Consider the following 21,877-nt stretch of genomic DNA (forward strand, 5'->3'; position numbering starts at 1 on the left):
CAGCAGTGTGCGCAACATCTTCCTACATGCCATATCTCTTCTCAATCTATAAAATACAAGCCCATGTTTTTAATGTATAAAAATAATTTTTAATAAAAAATAATGAAGCTGGCACATACAGTGCAATTATCCCGTTAGTTAAACAATAAAAAGCCGTCAGCCTAAAGGTTCCGAATACATAATAAAAACCTTGGCGAGCAAAAATCATATAACGGGAAATGGACATGCTAAAACTAAAAAAAACCATTGCTATAGGTGCTATAGCATTAATGGGCGCAACATCTTTAACGTCAACAGCCGTACATGCTGAAGTAACTGCTAATGCAGCGGCAACATCAAACTACTTATGGCGTGGTCAAGAGCAAACTGGGGGCGATGCAGCTATTTCAGGCGGTATTGATTACGCCAATGAATCGGGCTTTTATGCAGGTACTTGGGCTTCAAATGCATCGTGGGCAGATGAAATGACCTATGAGCTTGATTTATATGCAGGCTTTGGTGGCGACATTAACGAAAGCGTTAGCTACGATGTTGGCTATATTTATTACGCTTACCCAGATGCCGCTTCTGAAGCTGACGCAGATTTCTCTGAAATTTACGGTAGCATCAGCGTTGAAGGCTTTACATTTGGTGCTTCAGTACTTGCAACATCAGCTGCAAGTGGTGATGGTACAGACTTTGGTGATTCACTTTACCTGACAGCTGACTACGGTTTTGCTGTTGGCAGTAACGGCACTGAAATGGCACTTCACTTAGGCCACTACTCTGGTGACTTTATTGGCGATGATAATATCTTAGATTATGGTGTATCAATTTCGAAAGATGGGTTCACTTTTGGTTTATCTGATACAGATATGGATGACTCAGATATTAAAGCTTACGTTGCTTATTCTGTAGACTTTAATTTATAAGAAAGAATGTGTTACTTGCTGCGACACGAAGGGCCTTTTGGCCCTTTTCTCGTTTTTGAACAAGACCCCTTACATCTGTTAACAAACCGTTACAATTGAATGAAAACAATACATACATTTTCCTTTATTCTATTACCTAGTCACTGGGCATTTATAACTGCCTAGCCATAAAATAGGTATAAAGGAATAATAATGAAATCACCTAACGCGTTTAGCGCCCTACTCGATATTTATATAAGTCCTAGTAAAGCTTTCAATGGTGTTGAACACGCCAAAGGTTGGTCATGGCTTGCTTTTATAGTCATGTCTTTAGTTTCAATGGCGAGTATTTATATTTTTTATTCCACTGTTGATATGCAGTTTTTGATTAATGAGCAAGTAGCAGCATCAACTATTGATGCGACGATTGGCGAGCAAAAAATGATTCGCCAAAGTATAGAGCAAAATGCAGAAGGCCAAATATGGTTTGGTTTGTTTGGCGGCGTAATTGCGCTGGCTATCATGAATGCATTAATGGCACTTTATTATATGCTTGTGGCTAAACAAGATCCTGAATCAGAACATAGCTACGGAGCTTGGTATGGATTCGCTACCTGGACAATAATGCCAGTTGTTATTTCAAGCCTAGGCACAATTGCTCTTGTACTAAGTGCAAGTACAGATCAAATATCTCAACAAGCCGTATTTAGCTACGCATCTATTAACCAATTAATAATAGGACTTGAAGTTAGCCATCCTTTTTATAGCTTATTAGAATCAATAAACTTATTTAGCTTTTGGAGCATTGCGTTGGGAATGATCGGCTTAAAATGCTGGACTAATTTTTCAACTAACAAAGCACTCCTATTCTCTGCTCTTCCTTCAATTATTATTTTTGGTATTTGGGCAATCATTGCAGCAAGTTAACTCTTAAGTGGAGGTAGATACTAGCTCCACATTACTTAATTCACGGATAGATAAAATGAAAAAAGCAATAATCATCACACTCGCTGTAGGCGCATTTATAGCCCTAATTGTGTCAAAGCAAATTTCTGGCGATAAAAAACAAGCCGAAGTAAATATTGCTCAAGTAGAGCTTGGCGACATTGCTGACTCAATAATGGCTTCAGGTAATTTAGTTTTTAATACACAAGTGCAATTACGCTCTGAAGTGACAGGCCGAGTAGATAAAATATTTGTTCAAGAAGGCCAAGGAGTTAAACAAGGCGATATGTTAATGCGCCTTGATACAACTGCTTTTGAATCAGAAGTCACCCGTAGTAAAGCAATCCTTCGCGCCACAGAAATTGAAATTAAACACAATAAAACACGCCTTGCTAACCTAGAGCGCCAACTTAAAAGACAAAAAGACTTATATGATGTCGGTTTAGGTAATCAAGAGAGCTACGAGAATATTGAAAGCGCACGCGATCTAGCTAAAATCGATATTGAATCACGAATAGAGTCGTACAACCAAGCACAAGCGTCACTACAAATTGCGCAAGATCGCTTAAGTAAAAGTGTATTTAGAGCTCCAATGAGCGGCTTGCTTGCATCTGTAAATATTAAAGAAGGTGAAACCGTTATAGCCGGTACGACTAATATTATTGGCTCTGATTTAATGCTAGTAGCCGATCCTAGCGCTATCTTAGCCGAGCTACGTGTGGATGAAACCGACATTGCGAGCATTAAGCTTAACCAAAAAGCGAATATTTATGCTGCCGCATACCCTAATAAACCATTTAGCGGCACAGTAATCAATATTGGTACTTCAGCTAAAAACCAAGCAGGCTCTCAAGGTTTATCATTTAAAGTAAAAGTATTACTCGACACTACTGAGCGCCAGCTATATGCAGGAATGAGTTGTAGAGCAGAGATCGCAACAAGCATTGCCGAAAACGGTTTAAAACTTCCAATAGAAGCAATCCAAAAAGAGGACGATAAAACATTTGTATGGCGACTAAATAGTGACAACACAGTTAGCAAAATTGCCGTAACTGTTGGAATATCATCTGATATAGAGCAAGCCATTACTGACGGCTTAAATGAGGGCGACAAAATAGTTATTGGCCCTGCGCGCCCAGTAAGTCTTCTGACTGAAGGTGATGTGGTAAAACTTAAATCAGATGCAGACAAGGAAGAAGCCTAATGTCTGCGGTAATCAAGCTAGAGCATATTAATAAACAATACAAAATGGGCTCAGAGGTATTTAAGGCACTTGATGATGTAAACGTACATATAATGCAAAACGAATACGTGGCGATTATAGGACCTTCTGGTTCAGGCAAGTCGACCTTAATGAACTTATTAGGCTGTTTAGATACACCCAGCAGTGGCGAATACTACTTAAAAGATAAACTAGTAAAAAGTATGACCGAGACAGAGCTTGCTCATCAGCGTAATGAAAGTGTCGGGTTTATATTTCAAAGCTTTAACTTAATACCACGTGCAACCGCACTAGAAAATGTAATGCAGCCTTTAGTATATCGCTTTATTCCTAGTAAACAACGCAAGCAACAAGCTCTAGAAGCACTAAAGCGGGTAGGTCTCGGTGATAAAGTTAATCATTTATCTAGCCAGCTATCGGGCGGGCAACGTCAACGTGTTGCTATTGCCCGCGCTTTAGTCACAAAACCACATATATTATTAGGAGATGAACCCACAGGTAATCTTGATAGTAAAACGACCCGCGAAATTATGGATTTGTTTGATGAGCTGCATAACGAAGGTCACACTATTATTTTAGTAACACATGAGCAAGAAATTGCCGATCATTGCCAACGCGTGATTCGTTTAGTGGACGGTAAAGTGGTAAGTGATGTAACTAAAGATGAAGGAATCAAGCAGCATGTTTAAATCAGCTCTTGCCATAATGGAAGGCACTAAAGCCGCTTTTTCAGCTATTAAAGCTAATGCAATGCGCAGCGCACTGACCTGTTTGGGCATTATTATTGGTGTTGCCGCCGTAGTTACTGTCGTTGCAGTAATGCAAGGTTTTACAAAGCAAATAAACGATCAACTTGCTGATATGTCGCCAGATGTAACAACAATAAAACCTTACACCAGTATTGAACTTGAAATGGTTGGTAAAAATGCCAAGCTTACCTACGACGATTTTTTAGCTTTAAAGTCGCGTATAAAAGAAGCTGAAACGCTAACTGCCCTAATGTTTACCTGGCGCTTTTCGGGGGGAGCTGAGTATGGAAATAAAAGCCATTCATCGCGTGTTATCGGTACCGAGCAAGACTATCAAAAAGCGTATCGTACCTATCCTGAACTTGGTCGTTTTATTCGTGCTGAGGACGATGATAAACGAAGAAGGGTCGCATTTATCGGCCCTTCAATCATAGAAAAGCTAAACCTTCCTGAAAACCCAGTAGGTGAATATATAAAGCTAGGTGGTGAATGGTTTAGAATTATTGGCGTTGCTGAAAAACAAGGTAGCTTATTTGGTTTTGACCAAGACGATTACATTAATATTCCAATTAGTACCATGAGTGCTTTAGAAGGCGGAAGTACACAAACTAATGTGCAAATTATGTTTAGGTTAAATGAAGGTACTAACGAAGAACAAGTGCTTGCAAAAATCACTCGTGTATTGCGCCAACTACATAAACTAAAAGAGAAAGATGAAAACGACTTTGAATTTGAAACCGCTGAAAAATCTCGTGCTCAAATAGATAAATTTACCAGCAGTGCTACTGCTATTACTGCTGGTATTGTTGGCATTAGCTTACTTGTTGGCGGTATTGGTGTTATGAACATAATGCTAGTGTCGGTAACTGAACGCACACGCGTTATTGGTACATTAAAAGCACTAGGCGCAACACCTGGTTTTATTATGCTGCAGTTTTTAGTTGAAGCCGTTGTGCTTTCACTTTTTGGTGGTTTAATAGGACTCATTATAGGATATGGCGCCGCAGGGCTTATTTCGTTTTTAGTCCCAAGTATGCCTGATGCATACATACCAGTATGGGCTGTAATACTATCGTTCGGATTTACATCAATGATTGGGATTATATTTGGTTTAGCCCCTGCTATTAAAGCAGCAAGACTAAACCCTATAGATGCACTGCGTTACGAATAACTATTTTAAATAATTATTTAGCTTTAAATGGTACCTTATTACATTGTACTTCTACTGTTTTAGGGTACCAAGCTGGGCCAATTTGATTCACAACCACCTCAGCTAAACCATTAGTAAACGATTTATACGTATGAACGCTTTGCCACTCCCCTTGTGGGCAATGTTTTGTTAAATCTAACGGCTCTGATCCCTCGTACAACGCAAGTGCAAAATTATGATGCCACTGTGAGCTTTTTAGCGTTTTATTGCTTACTTTGCTCTGCATACCGTTATCAAAGTAAATATTTGTACACCCCGTTAAAATAATCAGTGTGCAACCGGCTGCAAATAGCTTGATGCTCATAATGTCTCCCCTAGTACTTGCTCTTGGCACCACACTTTAATGGTATGGGGCGAGTATATTCCAAGCGTAATTAAACTCAGCGCTCCATCACTAAACGTTTGTTGTGACTGCATTTGAATAACCGGTGTATTTGAACATATTTGTTTTACGTCTACCCGCTGCTCACCCACTAATCCCCATAAATAAAATGGGCGGCTATCTTCGTAATTAGCTTGGCTCGTTATTTTTGCTGTTGCCTGTGGCTGAATGGTTACCGCAGAACAAGCACTGAGGCTTAATGCTATCGCGCCTATAATTAATGGTTTCATACTCTTCCTTATAAACTAAATACCAGTAAGGTAACTTTATAAGAGAACATAAAATATTAGCGTAAAAAGCTGTGGGGAATATGTAGAAACGCTATGAAGTTTTATACAGTTTATTACACATAAAGGCCGCATAAATGCGGCCTTTAAAGTAGTCAGTTTAAGTGTTTAGTAAATAAATAGACTTTAAAACTTAGCTAAGTTGTTTTTACTGTCTTTATCGACCAGCTTAATGTAAGGATCAACCCCTGCAAATAATGGTTTTTCTTTTACTTTTAGCTCAATAGTATTATTACCAGATACTATTTGATGCTTTTTCGAGTAAATAACAAAGTCTTCAGCGAGTAAGTTTTCAGGGTCGTCGCTAAATAATGCAATATCAATTAGCTCATCGAGCGGCTGCTCAGTTTCTTCACCTTGTCCATCGGCATGCTGCTTAGTTGCTTCAACGCTCAGTGTTACTGTATAAAAACCTTCGCCATCAACATCATCAGTAACCGACACTTCTTTCATTTCAAGCTCATAAAGCGTTATATATTTAAACTGATCATCAATAAAACGTTGTTCAGCTTGTGTTGCATCTCGCTTTAAATAACTAAGTAAATCAAGCGTAGTTGGGTATGGCGTTGACTGGTACTGAAATTCATTTAAAAATGCTTTGAGAGCATTGTTTAAACGTTTTTCACCTAAACGATCATAAATCGCCATCATCACAACTGATCCTTTATTGTAATGAAGATATTGTTGCGACTGTGTTTTATATAGTGGCATTTCTTCAAAGGCTTCCCCTGTACGCCCTATTAAGTACCTATCAAGCTCATATTTTAAAAACTTACGTAGCTTCTCTGCGCCAAAGCGTTTCTCAAGCACCATAAGCGCACTGTACTGTGAAAGCGTTTCAGAAATAACCGCGCTCCCCTCTACATTAGCCGCCGATACTTGATGCCCCCACCATTGGTGCGCTACTTCATGTGCGGTAACATAGTAAGGGTAGTCAACTTTACTCTCATCTCTTAAGTCTGTAATAAACCCCATGCTTTCGGAGTATGGCACTGTGTTGGCAAAACTTTGTGCAAACGAGCGATACTTAGGAAATTCAATAATACGTAGTTGTTTATGCTGATACGGCCCAAATGCTTGTGTAAAGTAATCTATAGAGTCTTGTACCGACTCAATCATACGGTCAACATTCCATGCATGATTTTTGTGGTAGTACACCTCAACATTTACCCCATTATGCTCAACCTTTTTACTTTCAAGTTCTGCCGAAAGCACCGCGTAAAAGTTTAAAATGGGCGCATCCATTTCATAAACAAAGGTACGGCGCCCCTCTTTTACACTTTCACTTTGTAAATACCCTGGGGTAATAGCAAATTGCGACTCGTCGGTCGTTACCGTCGCCTTAAAGTTAATAAACCCATTAGCTGCACCTAAATCACTTTGTGTATAGTACTGACTGTCCTCTAGCTTATGGGCACGTTCAAGTTCTGGTAAATCATGCTTACGACGTTCAAATTTATCAGCTACCTGTAAACCACGGTTATAACCAAAGCTAGGAAGGAGTTCCCAATTATTAATAAAAGTGCCATTGGCAACTAATTGTGTATCAGAGTCTTTATCGGTAAAGGCTGTATGATCACGAGTAACCGACAGTTGCCCTTCTCTTACTTCGTTTGGCATAAGCGGCTGCTCAAACTCAAACCATGCTGAATAAAACGCTGGTAATTTTTCAACTATCTTTCCGCCAGCCATGGCTACATCCCAACTTTTAGCGTGTTGAGGTGAGGTAATCAAAACTCGCGTAATTGGCTCTTTAGATGTATTGGTAAATTTAATTTTTGCCACAGCACTTAAAGCACGCTTTTTTGGATAAATATCAACAGTTAAGTCAACATCGGTCACCATAGGTAGTGCTAAGTCTTTGTATTGTGCAAACTGCTGCTCATAACTTATTTGCTTGTCTTGAAACTCATCGCTCGTAGTAAACTCATTCAAAACTCGCGTGTTGTTATAAATATTGTAGCCTGCACCAACAAACACTAATGCACTAATAACCGCAACCGCTTGCCCTTTTAACGACATATTATAACGAAGCATAGACAAGCGTGTGCGCAGCGTTTGTGAAGGACCACGATGCCATAACGCAAACCCAACAATCGCTAAAACAAGACTTAACGCACCCCAATATAATGTGTACCAATGCGCGCCTTGTAAAAAGTGCCCATAACCATTTATATCAGAATACGGTACGCTACTGCTTTGCGAAAAGTGATACATATGGTGCTCAAACCCATAAGAACCCATTACTGTTTGCACTATGTAATACAAAATAAACAAGCCCATTCCTACATATTTATTCGGGCTAATAATTTGTAAAAAGAAGGCGAGTACCGTCAGCATAATTAACGGTAAAATCGATAAATAAACAATCCTAAATAAATACTGTCCTAACTCTAAATTAAATTGACCTTTAAATAACTGAACTGTAATTGTGAGTATCATGCCCACGAGGAACAACCCAGAAATAGCGGCGATTAAAGCCAGTATTTTTGACACCCAAAAAACACTGTTATGTACAGGAAAGCTGTCAACAATATCGCCCATGCCACTTTGTCGCTCTCGCCACACAAGCTCAGCACTATAAAAAGCGATAATAACAAACAAAAATAAACCGGAAATACCACTAATAACATTTACCATATTCTGAGTTAAAGGCCAGTTAGTAGTGCCATAAGCACCGATAGGCGCAAACAGAGGGATCATAAGCGTTACAATGCTTACACCCGCTAAAATCATAAAAGGAGCACTAAATATAACTTGTTTAAGTTCGAATATACTGCGCATTATTAGCTGAGATTTAGTACTAACCCCCGCTGATTTATAATTTTTAGCACTATTGATAAGTGCAGCTTGTTTATTTTGTACAAAAGCAGAGACTTTAAATTGCTTCTTCTGTTTTTTAGTTACTATGCGATTGCTTAGCTTTCCAAGGCCAAAAAACAGTGCAACACTGATTGCCACCCACAATATACGGTTAACTAAAAGGTCACCTGTGAGCGTTAGCACTTCTGTGTTTTTATCATTTACAGTCCAATAACGTGTTAAATCAATTAACGAACCAGAGCCAAATGGGTCGGCGTAAACAACAATATTTCTAAATGCTAAATCATCAAAGTAAACGCCGGCAATTTGATAGGCTATAAAAATCACAACAGCTGCTACATACACCGACATCATGGTTTTAAAATAGACCGCTACACTATTAAAAATAGCCGAAAGCACCAGTAAACTTGGCACTGCTAAATAAAGATAAGGCGCAGCGTAGTACATTAGCTTATTAGGACCAATCAATTCGCCATCGAGCCAGCCAACTAATAAACCAAATTGCGACCCTAAAAACACACCCAATGGCACGCTTAAAAACACAATAAGTACAACTAAGTAAGAACCAAAAAAACGCCCTGCTTGATAAGGCACAGGATTAACAGGCTTACTAAAAACCAGCTCATCCATTTTGCTTTCACTGTTGCGAATAGCAGAGCTGGCAACAAAGTTAACCACTAAAAACATAGCGAGTGTACAAAATGTAACGGTTAAAAGCATAATAGAGAAAGGCGAGTTCATATGAACATTCGCCCCACCTAACGGGAACTTACTACTAGAACTTATAAAAAACGCCATAAAAAAGAAGATTAATGAGGTCACATAAAACGAAGGCTGGCGCACAAAGTAGCGCAGCTCAAACGCGAGCATATTAAAAAACATAACGCCTCCTTATGCTACTTGGCTGTTACGATGATTAAGCAACGTAGAAAAATACACATCTTCTAGGTTTGCACTGCTGAGCTCAAAACCTTCAGGGGCTTCATTGGCTAATACATGTAATATGGTTTGCCCTGCAAATAGGCGCTTAGAAATAACCGGTAATTGCGGCTCAAGTTCTTGCGCTTCTTCTTGGCTCATGGCTTTGCGCCAAATTTGTCCTTGGAGCTTATCGGTAAGGGCAATTGGGTTGCCCTCTAATAGTATTTTACCGCCTGCCAGCACCGCCATGTTTGGGCAAAGCTCTGCTACATCTTCAACAATATGGGTCGATAATATAACTACTTTTTGCTCGCCTAAGCTTACTAATAAGTTATGGAAACGATTACGTTCCTCTGGGTCTAGCCCCGCTGTTGGCTCATCAACTATTAGTAAATCAGGGTCACCCAGTAATGCCTGTGCAATACCAAAACGCTGGCGCATACCGCCCGAAAAGCCACTGACCGCTTTTGAGCGATGTTGATATAAATTAGTGTGCGCAAGTAATCCTTCAACCGACTCTTTACGCTCTGCTTTATTATGAATACCCTTTAAAACAGCCATATGGTCCAGTAAGTCGTAAGCACTAACACGCGGGTACACACCAAAATCTTGTGGTAAGTAACCTAAGCGTTGGCGCAGTGCCTGTGGGTCTTTAAATACATCAATGCCATCAAAAGTAATTGAACCTGAATCAGCCGACTGCAGTGTTGCAATGGTACGCATAAGCGATGATTTACCTGCGCCATTTGGCCCAAGTAATCCAAACATCCCTTTGCCGATAGATAAATCAACACCTTGTAGTGCATGTACGCCATTATCGTAGGTTTTAGATAACCCTGTTATTGATAGCATTTTTACTTCCTTGAATATGAGTAATTATTTTTATAATGTTTTATACCACAAGGAAAATAGGAACATAAGTTACTTGATGGTTAAATTTGTAACAACAAATAAACATAATTTAAACTCATAACACTTGCCTGCACTGTATTCACTCGGTATAAAAACCACATATACTTTTTATAAGAAACGAAAAGCCATGCAAGATCACCAAAGCCAGCCGTTAAATGACTTTATAGAATATCCACATGAAGAAATGCTAAATCGCGCTAACGAGTTTTTACAAACCAGCCAACGCCGCCATAGCATTCGCAGCTTTAGCGATCGCCCAGTACCAAAAAATATTATTGAAGCATGTATAAAAGCAGCTGGCACAGCACCAAGTGGAGCGAATCATCAGCCTTGGCATTTTGTGGCTATAAACAGTAGCGATGTAAAAAAACAAATAAGAGAAGCCGCAGAAAAATTAGAGCGTTCTTTTTACGAAGGCAGAGCAGGTGAAGAATGGTTAGATGCGCTAAAACCGTTAGGTACCGACGCCAATAAACCTTATTTAGAGCATGCACCTTGGCTTATAGCTGTATTTAGTCAAAAAAAGGGCGGCGTAAGCACCGATGATAAAAATACGAATTATTATGTGCATGAGTCTGTTGGCTTAGCTACCGGCTTTTTAATTCAAGCTTTGCACCGCAGTGGTTTGGCAACCCTTACTCATACTCCAAAGCCAATGAGTTTTTTAACCGACATATGTAATCGCGATAAAGATAACGAACGTCCATACATGCTACTTATTACAGGCTACCCAAGTGATGATGCAACAATACCTGCTCATGCACTGGATAAAAAATCACTCGATGAAATAGCTACGTTTATTTAGTATTTTCTTGTCGGCAAAACCACTCATATAGTAAAGCAATGATCGACTCAACTTTTGGGTCGGTCAACGAGTAATAAATAGTGTGCCCTTCTCTGCGAGTAGCAACCATATCTGCCTTGCGTAAACTTGCTAAATGCTGAGATAACGCTGACTGTGCTAAAGGCACATTTTTATTTAGCTCACCTACACTTTGCTCACCTTGTAATAAACTACATAAAATCATTAAGCGATTTTTGTTAGCCATTAATTTTAAAAACTGTTCGGCTTGCTCTGCGTTGACAGCTAGTTGTTCAATATTCATTTTTATTGTTTCTCTTTTTGATACCTTTTTAAGTATAGACTTTTACATTAGTAGGTTCTAATATAATTAACATTAGACCTTACTAATATTAAGGCAATCACAAAATTAACGATGCCGTTTTATTAATCGGCGGAAGTGCTGTGGCAGTATCCGCGCTATTAAGTTACTTTGTATAAAGTAACTTTCAGTTTTTAACGTTATTTATAGGTATTAACTTAATTCAACCTACTTATACCAAGTGGTGCACATTAATACCTTTTTTTTAGAACAAGAGGATTTACAAACTAATGCTTACATCAATCCCTGACTTACTAAAAATTATCACACCTAACCAACGCCGTATTGACGCAGCGCAAGCAAAACTCGAGCTTGAACAAAATAAAGGTTTACTTATTGATGTACGAGAACCTGCAGAGCACGCTACAAAAGCAGCTACTGGCGCTATAAATATTCCGCGTGGATTACTCGAGATGAAACTGATGGAAATAGAAAAAGACGCAGCTCGCCCTATTTACGTGCACTGCGCAAGTGGTGCACGCGCAACGTTGGGAGCAGAAGCGTTAACGCGTGTGGGTTATGAAAACGTAACCGTTATTACCTGTGACGCAAACCAAATATGTAGTGTGTTTTAAACATCAACTGAATACTTATAATGATGCGCCTAGTAAAGGTAGGCGTTTAACTTTGTGATAAGTCAGTGCTAATTTAATACACTCTTTAACTGGGTACTCTGGTAATGGCTTTTCACTATTAAATACAATTGCCCGGTTACCTTCGAAAGTGAGAGTGTGGGAATACAACTCTCTAAATGTGCTTACTAGCTTTGATTGGCAATGAAAAAACAAATAACACGAGGAGCCCTTAAAGCCTACGCGAATGGGGCTGCCATTTATTGTGTTATAACTTGGCTCTCCCCACTTTAAAGACTCTTCAACAGCTCCTAAGTTTTGCTCTTGTGCTACGGTATAAATTAACTCTCGTAATTTTATAAGCTTACTTTTTACTATCTCAGGATAATTATTAAATATATTTTCTATTTCCGTATTCATAAAAATATCCTTATAAACTTTACAATTTTAAAGCAGGCTACTTTTGCTGCCTTTCATCAAGTAAAACAAGTAGCATCTGCTCAATATTTTTAACACTATAAGTAAGTGCTCTCAGTAGCTCTTTCTCACTTTGCTCTGTTGCCTGCTGCGACGCTTTACCTTGATTAGCCAATACATCTTTTTGCTCAAGTATCGCCTCTCTAAACTCACTCGCATTAACTACACCAAGCAAAGACACTAAAGCACCATTTCCTGACTGCCCAGCTGTTTCAAAACTTAAACGATATAATCCAAAAATTCGCATAAGCGGCCCTTGGCTTAACCCTACATCTGTTATTTTTTCAAGCGGAATAGATTTTTCTTCTTTAAATAATATGCCACGTTTAACTACCAATTTTTGTGGTAATAAGTCAGCCGACATAGCTGCGAGTATTCGTCCGCCCACCAGCCATACAATCAGTAAAATGATAGGTATAAGCGGTATAGTAACAAGAGCCAACATTGCAAATAGCGAGGCAGTAACCATCCAGTATTGTTTTACTTTAGGATCAAAATTAGCACTTTTTAAGGTTAAGTTACTCATTAGCTTTCTTTTGTATGGTTGGGGATTTATAAAAGTACGCCAATCTAATATTGAATGCAATTTAGTCCAAACATTTATAATTAGCATTCAAATATGCTTTCACACACTTATGTACATACAAAAAAGCCGAGCATACAGGGCTATGCTCGGCTTAGGTCTGGGAAAATAAACTGCTATTACTTATTAATAAGTATGCTTACATTTTCTCTATCTGGGCCTATTACATTAAACGTGTAAGTACCTTGTTCGGTAATATTTAGTGCTATATTGGCACCTACAGCTTCAAGTGGTGTTAGTTCATCAATTGCCACTACCGGCGTATCGCCTGCTCCACCGTAATCAACGGTACTCCAATCTTCAGACGCTACTTTAAATTCGTAGTCACCTGCTTCTAACTCTATTGATGTAGAGTAAATTGCATCACCCTCGTACATAAGCGGGTTATCAGTACTCCAGTCATTTAAGCTGCCACGAATAAACACTGTCGTTTGTGCAAACATTTCAGCGTTGAGCACTTTTAGCGATACGTTATTTAAATCACTGGCGTCAAATATAAACTGGTATTCACCTTCTTCTGCAATGTTTATGGTCATATTCGCGCCCGCAACCGACAACTGCTCTGCAGTGCCAACCATAACACTGGCATCTCCCTCAGCCGATCCATAATCAACCGTGCTCCAATCTTCTGACGCTACTTTAAATTCATAACTTGCAGCGCTCAGTGTTTTAGTAAAGGTGTAAATACCTTTACCTTTATAACTTAACTCATCGGTTACTCCCCAGTTATTAAGCGTACCGCGCATATAAATAGCAGTGCCTATAAATGGCTCTTCGTTGTATAAAGTAAGCGTTGGATTTTCAGGGTTTGAAGCATCAAGCGAAAATACATAGGTTGCATCAATAGCAGCGCTGAAGGTCATGTTTGCACCTGAGCGAGTTAATGCCTCGCTTTGGTTTTCAACTACATCTTTATCAGCGTCAGTAAGCGCGCCAAAATCAACTGTAGACCAATCTTCAGAGGCAATTTTAAATTCGTAATCGCCAGCGCTCAGTGCAATTGCTATACGGTATTCACCCTCGCCAATATATTCAAATGCATCGCGTGTGCCCCAGTCGTTTAAAGTCCCGCGCACAAACACAGCGGTGCTGCCATAAGGTACTACATCAGGTGCACCCACTGTCGCATTTGCACTTAAACCAGCACCTTGGCTCTCACCTTGGTTTTTAGTAAATACAGCTAATGTGTAAGGCGGTACAGTAAATGTGCCTTCGTTATCGCCTGCGGCAAAATTGGCGCTAGCCATACTTGCATCAACACTGTTTTTTAATACATTGTGTAATTCAAAATCCGCTGCGGTGGCAATAGTATGGCTAAGGGTTTGCTCGGTTGCGTTAATCACGACAACAAGCGCATCAAATGCAGGGTCTAAGTCTGTTAGCCCTTCGCCATCATCAATGCTCATTACTATTAAGCCATGTTGCTGCGCTTTACCTACGTTATGAAAACCCACCCGCTCAATAACATCTTGCTCTGTGGTTAATCTAAAGAGTGGGCTGCTACTACGTATTTGTAAAAATTCATTAAATACATCATGTGCAAAGGTAATATCTTGTGGCTGTGCAGCCGCTTGGGTATTAGCAGAAATAGGCATAATTTCTTGCCATTTCACTTCGTTGTCTTGCGCGGGTGGCAAGCCAATATTCCAGTTATTGGTATTTTGGGTAAAATCCACAAAGTTAAACCAGTCGCCCGAGTCGTAGCTGTTACGATCCATCGATTTTGAACGTAGCAAATCGGCGCCCATTTGCATAAATGGAATACCTTGGCTCATAAGCGGAAGTGCTAACGCCATATTATGAGCACGAACGCGCTGCTCAATACTCATATTAGTGCTGTGTTTATATTGCAGCTGATCCCATAGTGTTTCGTTATCGTGTTTAGATACGTAATGAATGCTATCGGCAGGGTCTAGTGCATACGCCGTTGGCTGAGTATTCCAAGTAAAGCTATTACCCTTTGCTGAGTTACCTTTAAAGTCTTTTAAAATGTAGTTTTGTAAATTACCCGCAAGTGACAAACGTAAAGTATCTTGCTCTGCTAAATTGCCATCTGTTGAGCTATTACTAAATAATGCACCACCGCGAACGGCTTCACGAATACGGTCGTTAAAGGTACCTACTTCGCTACCGGCCATATCGGCTTGTTTGGCTTGCACAAATAAGCGGTTATTTGCCACCTCACCAAAGTCCCAACCTTCGCCATAAAAGTAGTTATCTTCATCAACAGCTTGCACTGCATCACGTGCTGCAAGAATTGACGATTTTGGCATGTGCCCCATTACATCAAATCTAAAGCTGTCATAGCCAAATTCACGTGCCAAAATAACTAATGAATCACTAACAAACTTATCCATCATTACATGCTCTGTGGCTGTATTTTCACAACACGTTGAGCGCTCTATTTCACCACTTACTTCGTTATAACGGTGATAGTAACCCGGCACTAGTTTATCAAATACCGACTTATCCCAAATACCCGACGACGTTGTATGGTTATAAACCACATCAAGCACTACGCGCAGACCAATAGATTGCAGTGATTGCACCATAGCGCGGGTTTCTTTAACGCGGGCAATGCCCTCTGGGCTTGAGGCGTACGAGCCTTCAGGCGCAATAAAGTAATGCGGATCGTAACCCCAGTTAAAGCTATCTAAGCTGCGCATAGCATTAGCAAGTGCTTGTGCGTCATCTGAGCCTGATAAATAACCGCCCATTAAATCAATAATGGTGCTGTTTTTATCTTGGGTTTTACACGCATCGGCTTCATCATTAATTTGCTCACATAAATCACCTAGCGTATCGCTAATATCTACACGCTTGCTGACGTCTTCATCTATGGTGCCAATATCAGTAATAGGTAATAAATGAAAATGCGTTAAGCCATTTTGAGCCAAAGTTTGTAAGTGCTGCATAGGAGCACTATTTAGCTCAGTAAACGCAAGGTACTTACCACGGTTAGCCTCTGTTACGCTGTTATCGCGTGCGCTAAAATCACGTACATGGCCCTCGTAAATAATCGCATCTTCTGGATTTTCTACCGTAGGAATAAGGCGTGTATCCCACCCTTCTGGTTTAGTGTCTTCATCGGCTAAATTAATCAACTGGCTGTATAAACCATTGGTAGATACATTTAGTGAGTAAGGGTCTGTGCTCCAAAGCGACTCTATTTGCTGAGTCAGTGGGTGGTAAACATCAAAATTAAAGCGGTAGTAGTGGCGGTCGTATTGCATATCTAAACTTGCTTGCCAAATACCTGTCTGTGTATTTAATGTCATTGGCGTAGAGTGCACTTGTGTTTTTGCATCATCAAACACGTTTAGCATCATGTTATTAGCGGTGGGTGCCCACACAGTTACATCAATCGCGTTATTGCCATAATTTACACCCAGCACAGCTTCATTAGCATCGTCTTCGCCTTGCGTATAAAGGGCATCGAGTGCTTTAGCGGTTTGCACATAGCTTGCTTCTAGAAGCGTGCCTTCACTATCGTAACCTGCAATAACAAGCTGCGATTTAATAAGTGTTTTAGCCGTGCTTGTATCCCAACTTCCTTCGTATGCGTTCCAGGTGGTTAAATGCGGTACTTTTGACACTTGCTCATCAGTTATATTGCTTGATTGCAGCGTAACAGTATCGCCGTTTAAACCAGTATCAATATCCACTTCAAGCTCAGCCGTAGCTGATGAATGTAACTTAATCAGGCTTGTAAGCTCGTTACTTGGTTTATACAAAATAGTATTTAAATCAATCCAATGCGCTGAAGCACCTGTTATAGCAACTGCGCGTTCGCCTAAACTTAATATAGGGTATTCAAACACCGAAGGCTCGCCATGAATGGTAAAGTTCATACGCTGAAAGGTTTCATCGTCTTGCATCAGCGGCATGGTTAAATCAACATCACCAAACGCCTTACCTGATCCTTCTGTACCAATATGAATAATAAAATTGGCACATTCGTTATAACCCTCTTTAAGGTTAATTATCCAGTACGCACCGTAGTTAGGGTCAATACCATCGTATTCATGGCCGTTAGCCCAATCGCTGGTATCAAATGGTGGTGCATAAGCATCACACACATCGTTATTCCACGAATGTAATCGGTAGCCTTCGTAATTGTCATCGCCTAAGCGGTTATAAAATAAAACCGCCTCTCCCTCCCCTGCAAATACAACAGGGTCTGGCAGGGTTGGGTCGGCGCCAACCACGCAACTTTCGTTATTTTCATCAGGTACTGTAGGTGCAGGGCACGATATAGGTTCGGGATCGACACATTGTGTCCCCGCTTCATTAGGGACTTGTGGCACATTACAGGTAAGTAATGGTTCACCAGATTCAACATCATCTGTTCCACCACACGCTGCTAATAGCATTAACGCTAACGTTATTAGCAAATATTTAGGCATAGTTATAATTTTCATTTTTAAACGCTCCGTTTGCTAATTAATGACTGTATGTAAAACCAAGGTAGAACTGACGACCAAAGTACTGAGTCGTCCCTGTTCGTTGCTCTGAGCCAAAGTAACTTTGGGTTGGTTCATCGGTTAAGTTATTAACTTGCAAAAGCATTGTTAGCGAGTCGCTAAAGCGATAAGAGGTTTGAAAGTCGACTACGGTTTCGGCATCAAAATTAACCACTTGCTCGTTAATGGCAACCTGCTCCGATACAAATTCATCGCGGTAACGCACATTAAGGCGGGTTTCAAAATCATCCATTGAGTAAAACACCGTGGCATTAAGCACGTTATTAGACAGCCCAGGTAAAGATTGCGCTAATGTATCGCCCCCTAAACTGGTAATCGATTCAATTTCACTTTCGGTGTATGAGTAACTTGCGTTAGCGCCTAAGCCATTAAATGGCGAAGGTAAAAAGGTAAACACTTGCGTATACGCAAGCTCTAGCCCTCTAATGTAGCCACCTTCACCGTTATTAACTGCCGTGGTGTAAATACCGTTAGTTGTGGCAACTTGCTCGCCACTAACGGGGTCTTCTATAAAGTCGGGTACATTAAAGCCATTACCTTTAAAGTCGAAGTTTTCGATTGATAAGGTTTCAACAAACGAGTCTATATTTTTATAAAATAACGCCGCAGCGATAGTGCCATTACCTTCTTCAAAATAATATTCGTAAGATAAGTCGTATTGGTCGGCATAAAAGGGTTTTAAAAATGGGTTATTAGTACTTGAACCATTAATAACACCATCATCACTCACATTTGCACTGGCATCGCCCGCTAAGCGGTTAATTGGCGCACGCGACATTACTTTAGCCGCAGCAAAGCGTACAAGTGAATTATCGTTAAGTTGCAGGTTTAAATTTAATGATGGTAAGTAGCCGGTGTATTTAGTGCCTAATACATTAGGTGCGTATAAATTATTTACAATGCCGTTCTCATCAACAATATTTTGCGCACCTAAGCGCGCATCGCCTGCTACGTTCTCTAGTACCGTTGCAGATTGGTCGGTTTCAACGCGGCGCACACCCACATTACCCGATAGGTCGAGCCCGGCAATTTGCGTGTTAATGTTTACCATAACGTACGCAGCTAGCACATCTTCAAACACCGAGCCGCTTTGCAGCACTGACCACGAATAGTTAGTTGTGTAACCTTGCGCGTCGTCTACGCCATCGGCGTTGCCCCATGTTTGAACAGGCTCTGGCGTACCATCTGGAAACCATGCGTTAAGTGCTTTGTCTAAATCAATGGCTAAATACGATGGGAAATAACTAAACTCGCCCTGCCAGTCAACCACTGACGCCATATCGTCGGTTAAACGCAAAGGCGGTTGCGTTGTTGAAAACGCCCCGTCATTACCGTACTCAAATACCGAGCGTTTACGGCTGTATTCTCTATCTGAGTAGCGCGCACCAAACTCTACTGAGCTAAATATGTCGTTTTCTAGCTCGTATTTAAAGTCGAGCCTAAATGCGGTTACTTCATCTTCTGTTTGATCTGGGTAAATACCGTATTTACTGACCATTACACGGTCTATATCACTAAAGGCGGCCGCCTGATTAAACCCAACGTCAGGTAAATTTAAGCCGTTTAATTGATAGTTAATTGCTACGTTGTTATCAAATACTGGCGTTTCTGCATTGGCATCTTCTGCTACTAAGCTCCACAGTAAGCCATTTCTAAAATTACTTTTTGCGCGAGAAAGCGACACATCGGCATTTACGTTTAGTCTATCGGTTACCTGCCAATCGGCATTCACGCCAAAGCTGTCTACTTCGTCAAAGTCTTGGTTGTCGTCGTTCACTATTTCAACGCGGGTATAACTTTGCGAAGTGCGGTTAACCGCTGCGCCTATTACGGCATTACCATCAAGCTGAGCGTTAGCATATGCAGCTGTTGGCCCGCCTAATTTAACCCTCAGGCCGCGAGCAAATGACTCTTTATCAAAGCGCGATAAAAACGCATCACCTTTTAATTTAAAGTTATCTACCGGCGCCCACTCTATAGCTGCTAAGTAACCATTACGGGTTTCTTCGCCGCCTAAATGCTGTAGCTCAAAACCTTCGCTAATGTATTCGTTTTCTGGATTAGCTAAAGGGCCATTGGTGTCGTTAACTGCGCCATCAACGTCTTTTGTGTCGTTGTACGCAAGGCCAATAAACTGCGTTGCTACACTTGGCTGAAACAAACGCGCATAGCCCAGCGCCACGCCTAATGTGTCGTCTAGGTATTTGCCTTGATACGAAAAACTAATTCGATCGCCAAATTCAGTGGCATCCGATACCTCTGAGGCGCGGTCGTTATACATACCGCGCACATTAGCTACAAATTTATGCGTTTGATCATTATTAAGTGGACTGGCGGTTTCAAGCTCTACCGTACCGGCCACGCCACCTTCAATAAGCGATGCCTTTGGCGATTTGTATACCGCCGCAGAGCTAATTAATTCTGACGGGTATTGGTCAAACTCAATACTGCGGCTGCCACTTGTAGATACTTGCTCGCGGCCATTAAGTGTTGAAAATACAAACCCGCCCGACAGCCCGCGTATATTAATTTGCGCCGCTTGCCCACCCGTTCGCACCGCTGAAATACCAGGTAATCGTGTAAGTGCATCGGCCATTGAAATATCAGGCAGTGCCCCTAAATCATCGGCAGAAATTTGTTCTGACACCGTATCGCTAAAACGCTTTTGATTTAAAGATTGAATTAAACTGCGACTAAAGCCTCGCACTTCAATAATTTCTAAATCTTCAGCTTGTGTGCTGGGTGATTGATTTGTTGAGTCTTCGTTTGCAGCCAATGCACTATTAGCGGCAAATAAAGCCAGCATAAGTGCACTTAGTTTAAACTTGTCCATGTGTGTGAACCTTTGAGTTATTGTTGTCAGGTGTTGCTGTGTTGTTTAAAACACAACCAACAAATTGTAACCAAAAGGTAAAATTAATGTGATGAATACGTATGCAGGGCATGAGGGTTAGGCTGCAGGGGCATATAGGCACGCGCCCCTGCATCGGGAACGCGATTTAAAGGCTTAGCACCACTTTTATCGCAAGGGCAATAAATAAGACTCCCAGTATTTTATCAAGCCACGGACTTTGCTTGGTAAAGCCAAAGCGATTTTTTGAAACCTCTGTCAGCAACGCCACCAGCAAATACCAGCCGGTATCAATTACAAACACGGTTAAACACATAATTATACCCACGCTGAAAGTAAGTAGCTGAGGGTCAATAAACTGCGAGAACAAGGCTAAAAAGAAAATAGCGAGCTTGGGGTTTAAAAAAGCAATGGCAAAACCATCTTGTAATGCTTTAGCTGCACTTACCTCACTTTTTTGTACTTCAAGTTCGTCATTACTTGGTTTTGCTAGCAATATTTTTATGCCTAAATACGCCAAATAGGCCGCACCTAAGTAAACGAGTATTTGATAAACAGTTGGAAACTGCGTCATTAAAGCGCCTAGCCCTAATAACGATGCACCTGCGTATAACCCAACACCAGTACCATGGCTGAGCGCGGCAAGCATTCCGTTTTTCATACTGCCGTTAAGTGAGTGCTTTAAAACCACCGCTAAACTTGGCCCTGGCGACATTGCGCCCATCATACAAATAGCCGCTAGGCTTAACCATACTGTAAATGTCATTTAAAGCTCGTCAGTTTCAATAAGTAATGTATAACCGTGCACTTGCCCATAAAAACCTGCCAAGGGCACTGCGTTTATTACTTTCCAGCCATCTTGGTTTAATTCCTGTATGCGGTCATTCAGTGCGACTATATCTACCCCACCCAAAAAACGGGTCTTTCTAAATTCGATTACTTTTTGCATTTTAATCCTTGAGTATCTTATAAAGTGTATTCAAAATCGTAGTAGTGAATCCCTTGCTCAATACGTATTTTCATACTGCCCGTTAACCCTTCTAGCTCATTAGTGCCTGAGTCGGGAATTACATTTAAAATTAGGCTGTCTTGGCCTTTATCCATAGTGCCAAAATGCTGCAGTACAAAACTGCCTTTTTTACCTTCAAGCTCGCCTATTACTTGCTCTATGGCAACATAACCGGCACTGCCTTGTGTGGGTGTCATGGCGCTTAGCATTTCGCCTTGGCTGGTGGCATTTAAGCTACCTTTAAATGTTTTATCTATCGACATACGCCCTAAATTAACGCCGTTTTGGCCGCTTGCGTAACCTTCAATTGGGGCTAGATTTACATTAAATTCTCCACTTACGGTTGCAGTAGTCATAACGTTTCCTTATTGGCTAATATTTAATAGTATTGATTTTT

At 40.6% G+C, this 21,877-nt stretch carries 19 protein-coding genes; 7 read left to right on the top strand and 12 right to left on the bottom strand.

The window, feature by feature from the left end; genetic code table 11:
• Positions 1 to 224: 224 nt before the first annotated feature.
• The 5 genes from I6E69_RS15240 to I6E69_RS15260 all read left to right on the top strand — a co-directional run bounded on the left by I6E69_RS15240 (position 225) and on the right by I6E69_RS15260 (position 4,977).
• Positions 225 to 911 (top strand): TorF family putative porin, encoded by a 687-nt coding sequence (locus I6E69_RS15240; RefSeq protein ID WP_033020855.1) that lies wholly within the window; start codon positions 225 to 227, stop codon positions 909 to 911.
• A gap of 192 nt (positions 912 to 1,103) precedes the next feature.
• A complete protein-coding gene (locus I6E69_RS15245; protein ID WP_197121592.1) occupies positions 1,104 to 1,817 on the top strand; it encodes a YIP1 family protein in 714 nt (237 codons plus the stop codon).
• 55 nt (positions 1,818 to 1,872) lie between these two features.
• Positions 1,873 to 3,039: an efflux RND transporter periplasmic adaptor subunit gene (locus I6E69_RS15250; RefSeq protein WP_138489763.1), complete on the top strand. Its 1,167-nt coding sequence runs from the start codon at positions 1,873 to 1,875 to the stop codon at positions 3,037 to 3,039.
• Positions 3,039 to 3,746, top strand: a complete 708-nt coding sequence (locus I6E69_RS15255; RefSeq protein ID WP_024594267.1) for an ABC transporter ATP-binding protein — start codon at positions 3,039 to 3,041, stop codon at positions 3,744 to 3,746. Before I6E69_RS15250 ends, I6E69_RS15255 begins: the two co-directional genes overlap by 1 nt.
• Positions 3,739 to 4,977: an ABC transporter permease gene (locus I6E69_RS15260; RefSeq protein ID WP_039490486.1), complete on the top strand. Its 1,239-nt coding sequence runs from the start codon at positions 3,739 to 3,741 to the stop codon at positions 4,975 to 4,977. Before I6E69_RS15255 ends, I6E69_RS15260 begins: the two co-directional genes overlap by 8 nt.
• Before the next feature lie 13 nt (positions 4,978 to 4,990).
• Here I6E69_RS15260 and I6E69_RS15265 read toward each other — a convergent pair whose 3' ends face one another.
• The 4 genes from I6E69_RS15265 to I6E69_RS15280 all read right to left on the bottom strand — a co-directional run bounded on the left by I6E69_RS15265 (position 4,991) and on the right by I6E69_RS15280 (position 10,281).
• Positions 4,991 to 5,320, bottom strand: coding sequence for a hypothetical protein (locus tag I6E69_RS15265; RefSeq protein ID WP_039490488.1), 330 nt, complete (start codon positions 5,318 to 5,320; stop codon positions 4,991 to 4,993).
• Positions 5,317 to 5,628, bottom strand: a complete 312-nt coding sequence (locus tag I6E69_RS15270) for a Bor family protein (protein WP_002959514.1) — start codon at positions 5,626 to 5,628, stop codon at positions 5,317 to 5,319. Before I6E69_RS15270 ends, I6E69_RS15265 begins: the two co-directional genes overlap by 4 nt.
• 183 nt (positions 5,629 to 5,811) lie before the next feature.
• A complete protein-coding gene (locus tag I6E69_RS15275; RefSeq protein WP_197121593.1) occupies positions 5,812 to 9,390 on the bottom strand; it encodes a M1 family aminopeptidase in 3,579 nt (1,192 codons plus the stop codon).
• 9 nt (positions 9,391 to 9,399) lie between these two features.
• Complete coding sequence (locus I6E69_RS15280) at positions 9,400 to 10,281, bottom strand: ABC transporter ATP-binding protein (protein WP_193225508.1); 882 nt, start codon at positions 10,279 to 10,281, stop codon at positions 9,400 to 9,402.
• Between the two features lie 187 nt (positions 10,282 to 10,468).
• Between I6E69_RS15280 and I6E69_RS15285 the strand changes: the two genes are divergently transcribed.
• A complete protein-coding gene (locus tag I6E69_RS15285) occupies positions 10,469 to 11,146 on the top strand; it encodes a nitroreductase family protein (RefSeq protein ID WP_024594835.1) in 678 nt (225 codons plus the stop codon).
• Here the strand turns inward: I6E69_RS15285 and I6E69_RS15290 are convergent.
• Positions 11,139 to 11,447: a helix-turn-helix transcriptional regulator gene (locus tag I6E69_RS15290; RefSeq protein WP_010554926.1), complete on the bottom strand. Its 309-nt coding sequence runs from the start codon at positions 11,445 to 11,447 to the stop codon at positions 11,139 to 11,141. The genes I6E69_RS15285 and I6E69_RS15290 overlap by 8 nt on opposite strands.
• A 287-nt stretch (positions 11,448 to 11,734) precedes the next feature.
• Here I6E69_RS15290 and I6E69_RS15295 point away from each other — a divergent pair, with 287 nt between their 5' ends.
• Complete coding sequence (locus I6E69_RS15295; RefSeq protein ID WP_002959525.1) at positions 11,735 to 12,079, top strand: rhodanese-like domain-containing protein; 345 nt, start codon at positions 11,735 to 11,737, stop codon at positions 12,077 to 12,079.
• Between the two features lie 15 nt (positions 12,080 to 12,094).
• Here the strand turns inward: I6E69_RS15295 and I6E69_RS15300 are convergent, their stop codons facing one another.
• The 7 genes from I6E69_RS15300 to I6E69_RS15330 form a co-directional block, all read right to left on the bottom strand.
• Positions 12,095 to 12,496, bottom strand: a complete 402-nt coding sequence (locus I6E69_RS15300; protein ID WP_193225507.1) for a DUF1801 domain-containing protein — start codon at positions 12,494 to 12,496, stop codon at positions 12,095 to 12,097.
• A gap of 37 nt (positions 12,497 to 12,533) precedes the next feature.
• Entirely contained in the window at positions 12,534 to 13,079 is a 546-nt protein-coding gene (locus tag I6E69_RS15305) for a PH domain-containing protein (protein ID WP_039490497.1), read from the bottom strand.
• Positions 13,080 to 13,255: 176 nt separating this feature from the next.
• Positions 13,256 to 17,557: an alpha-1,6-glucosidase domain-containing protein gene (locus tag I6E69_RS15310; protein WP_197121594.1), complete on the bottom strand. Its 4,302-nt coding sequence runs from the start codon at positions 17,555 to 17,557 to the stop codon at positions 13,256 to 13,258.
• Between the two features lie 22 nt (positions 17,558 to 17,579).
• The gene (locus I6E69_RS15315) at positions 17,580 to 20,453 is read right to left on the bottom strand and encodes a TonB-dependent receptor (protein WP_197121595.1); all 2,874 of its coding nucleotides are present in this window, start codon (positions 20,451 to 20,453) and stop codon (positions 17,580 to 17,582) included.
• 166 nt (positions 20,454 to 20,619) lie between these two features.
• The gene (locus I6E69_RS15320; protein WP_197121596.1) at positions 20,620 to 21,237 is read right to left on the bottom strand and encodes a LysE family translocator; all 618 of its coding nucleotides are present in this window, start codon (positions 21,235 to 21,237) and stop codon (positions 20,620 to 20,622) included.
• Positions 21,238 to 21,420, bottom strand: coding sequence for a hypothetical protein (locus I6E69_RS15325; RefSeq protein WP_024604488.1), 183 nt, complete (start codon positions 21,418 to 21,420; stop codon positions 21,238 to 21,240).
• Between the two features lie 17 nt (positions 21,421 to 21,437).
• Positions 21,438 to 21,836, bottom strand: coding sequence for a DUF3224 domain-containing protein (locus I6E69_RS15330; protein WP_002959535.1), 399 nt, complete (start codon positions 21,834 to 21,836; stop codon positions 21,438 to 21,440).
• Between the last annotated feature and the right edge of the window lie 41 nt (positions 21,837 to 21,877).

The organism is Pseudoalteromonas sp. NZS100, assembly GCF_015864815.1.
Taxonomy (GTDB): Bacteria; Pseudomonadota; Gammaproteobacteria; order Enterobacterales; family Alteromonadaceae; genus Pseudoalteromonas; species Pseudoalteromonas distincta.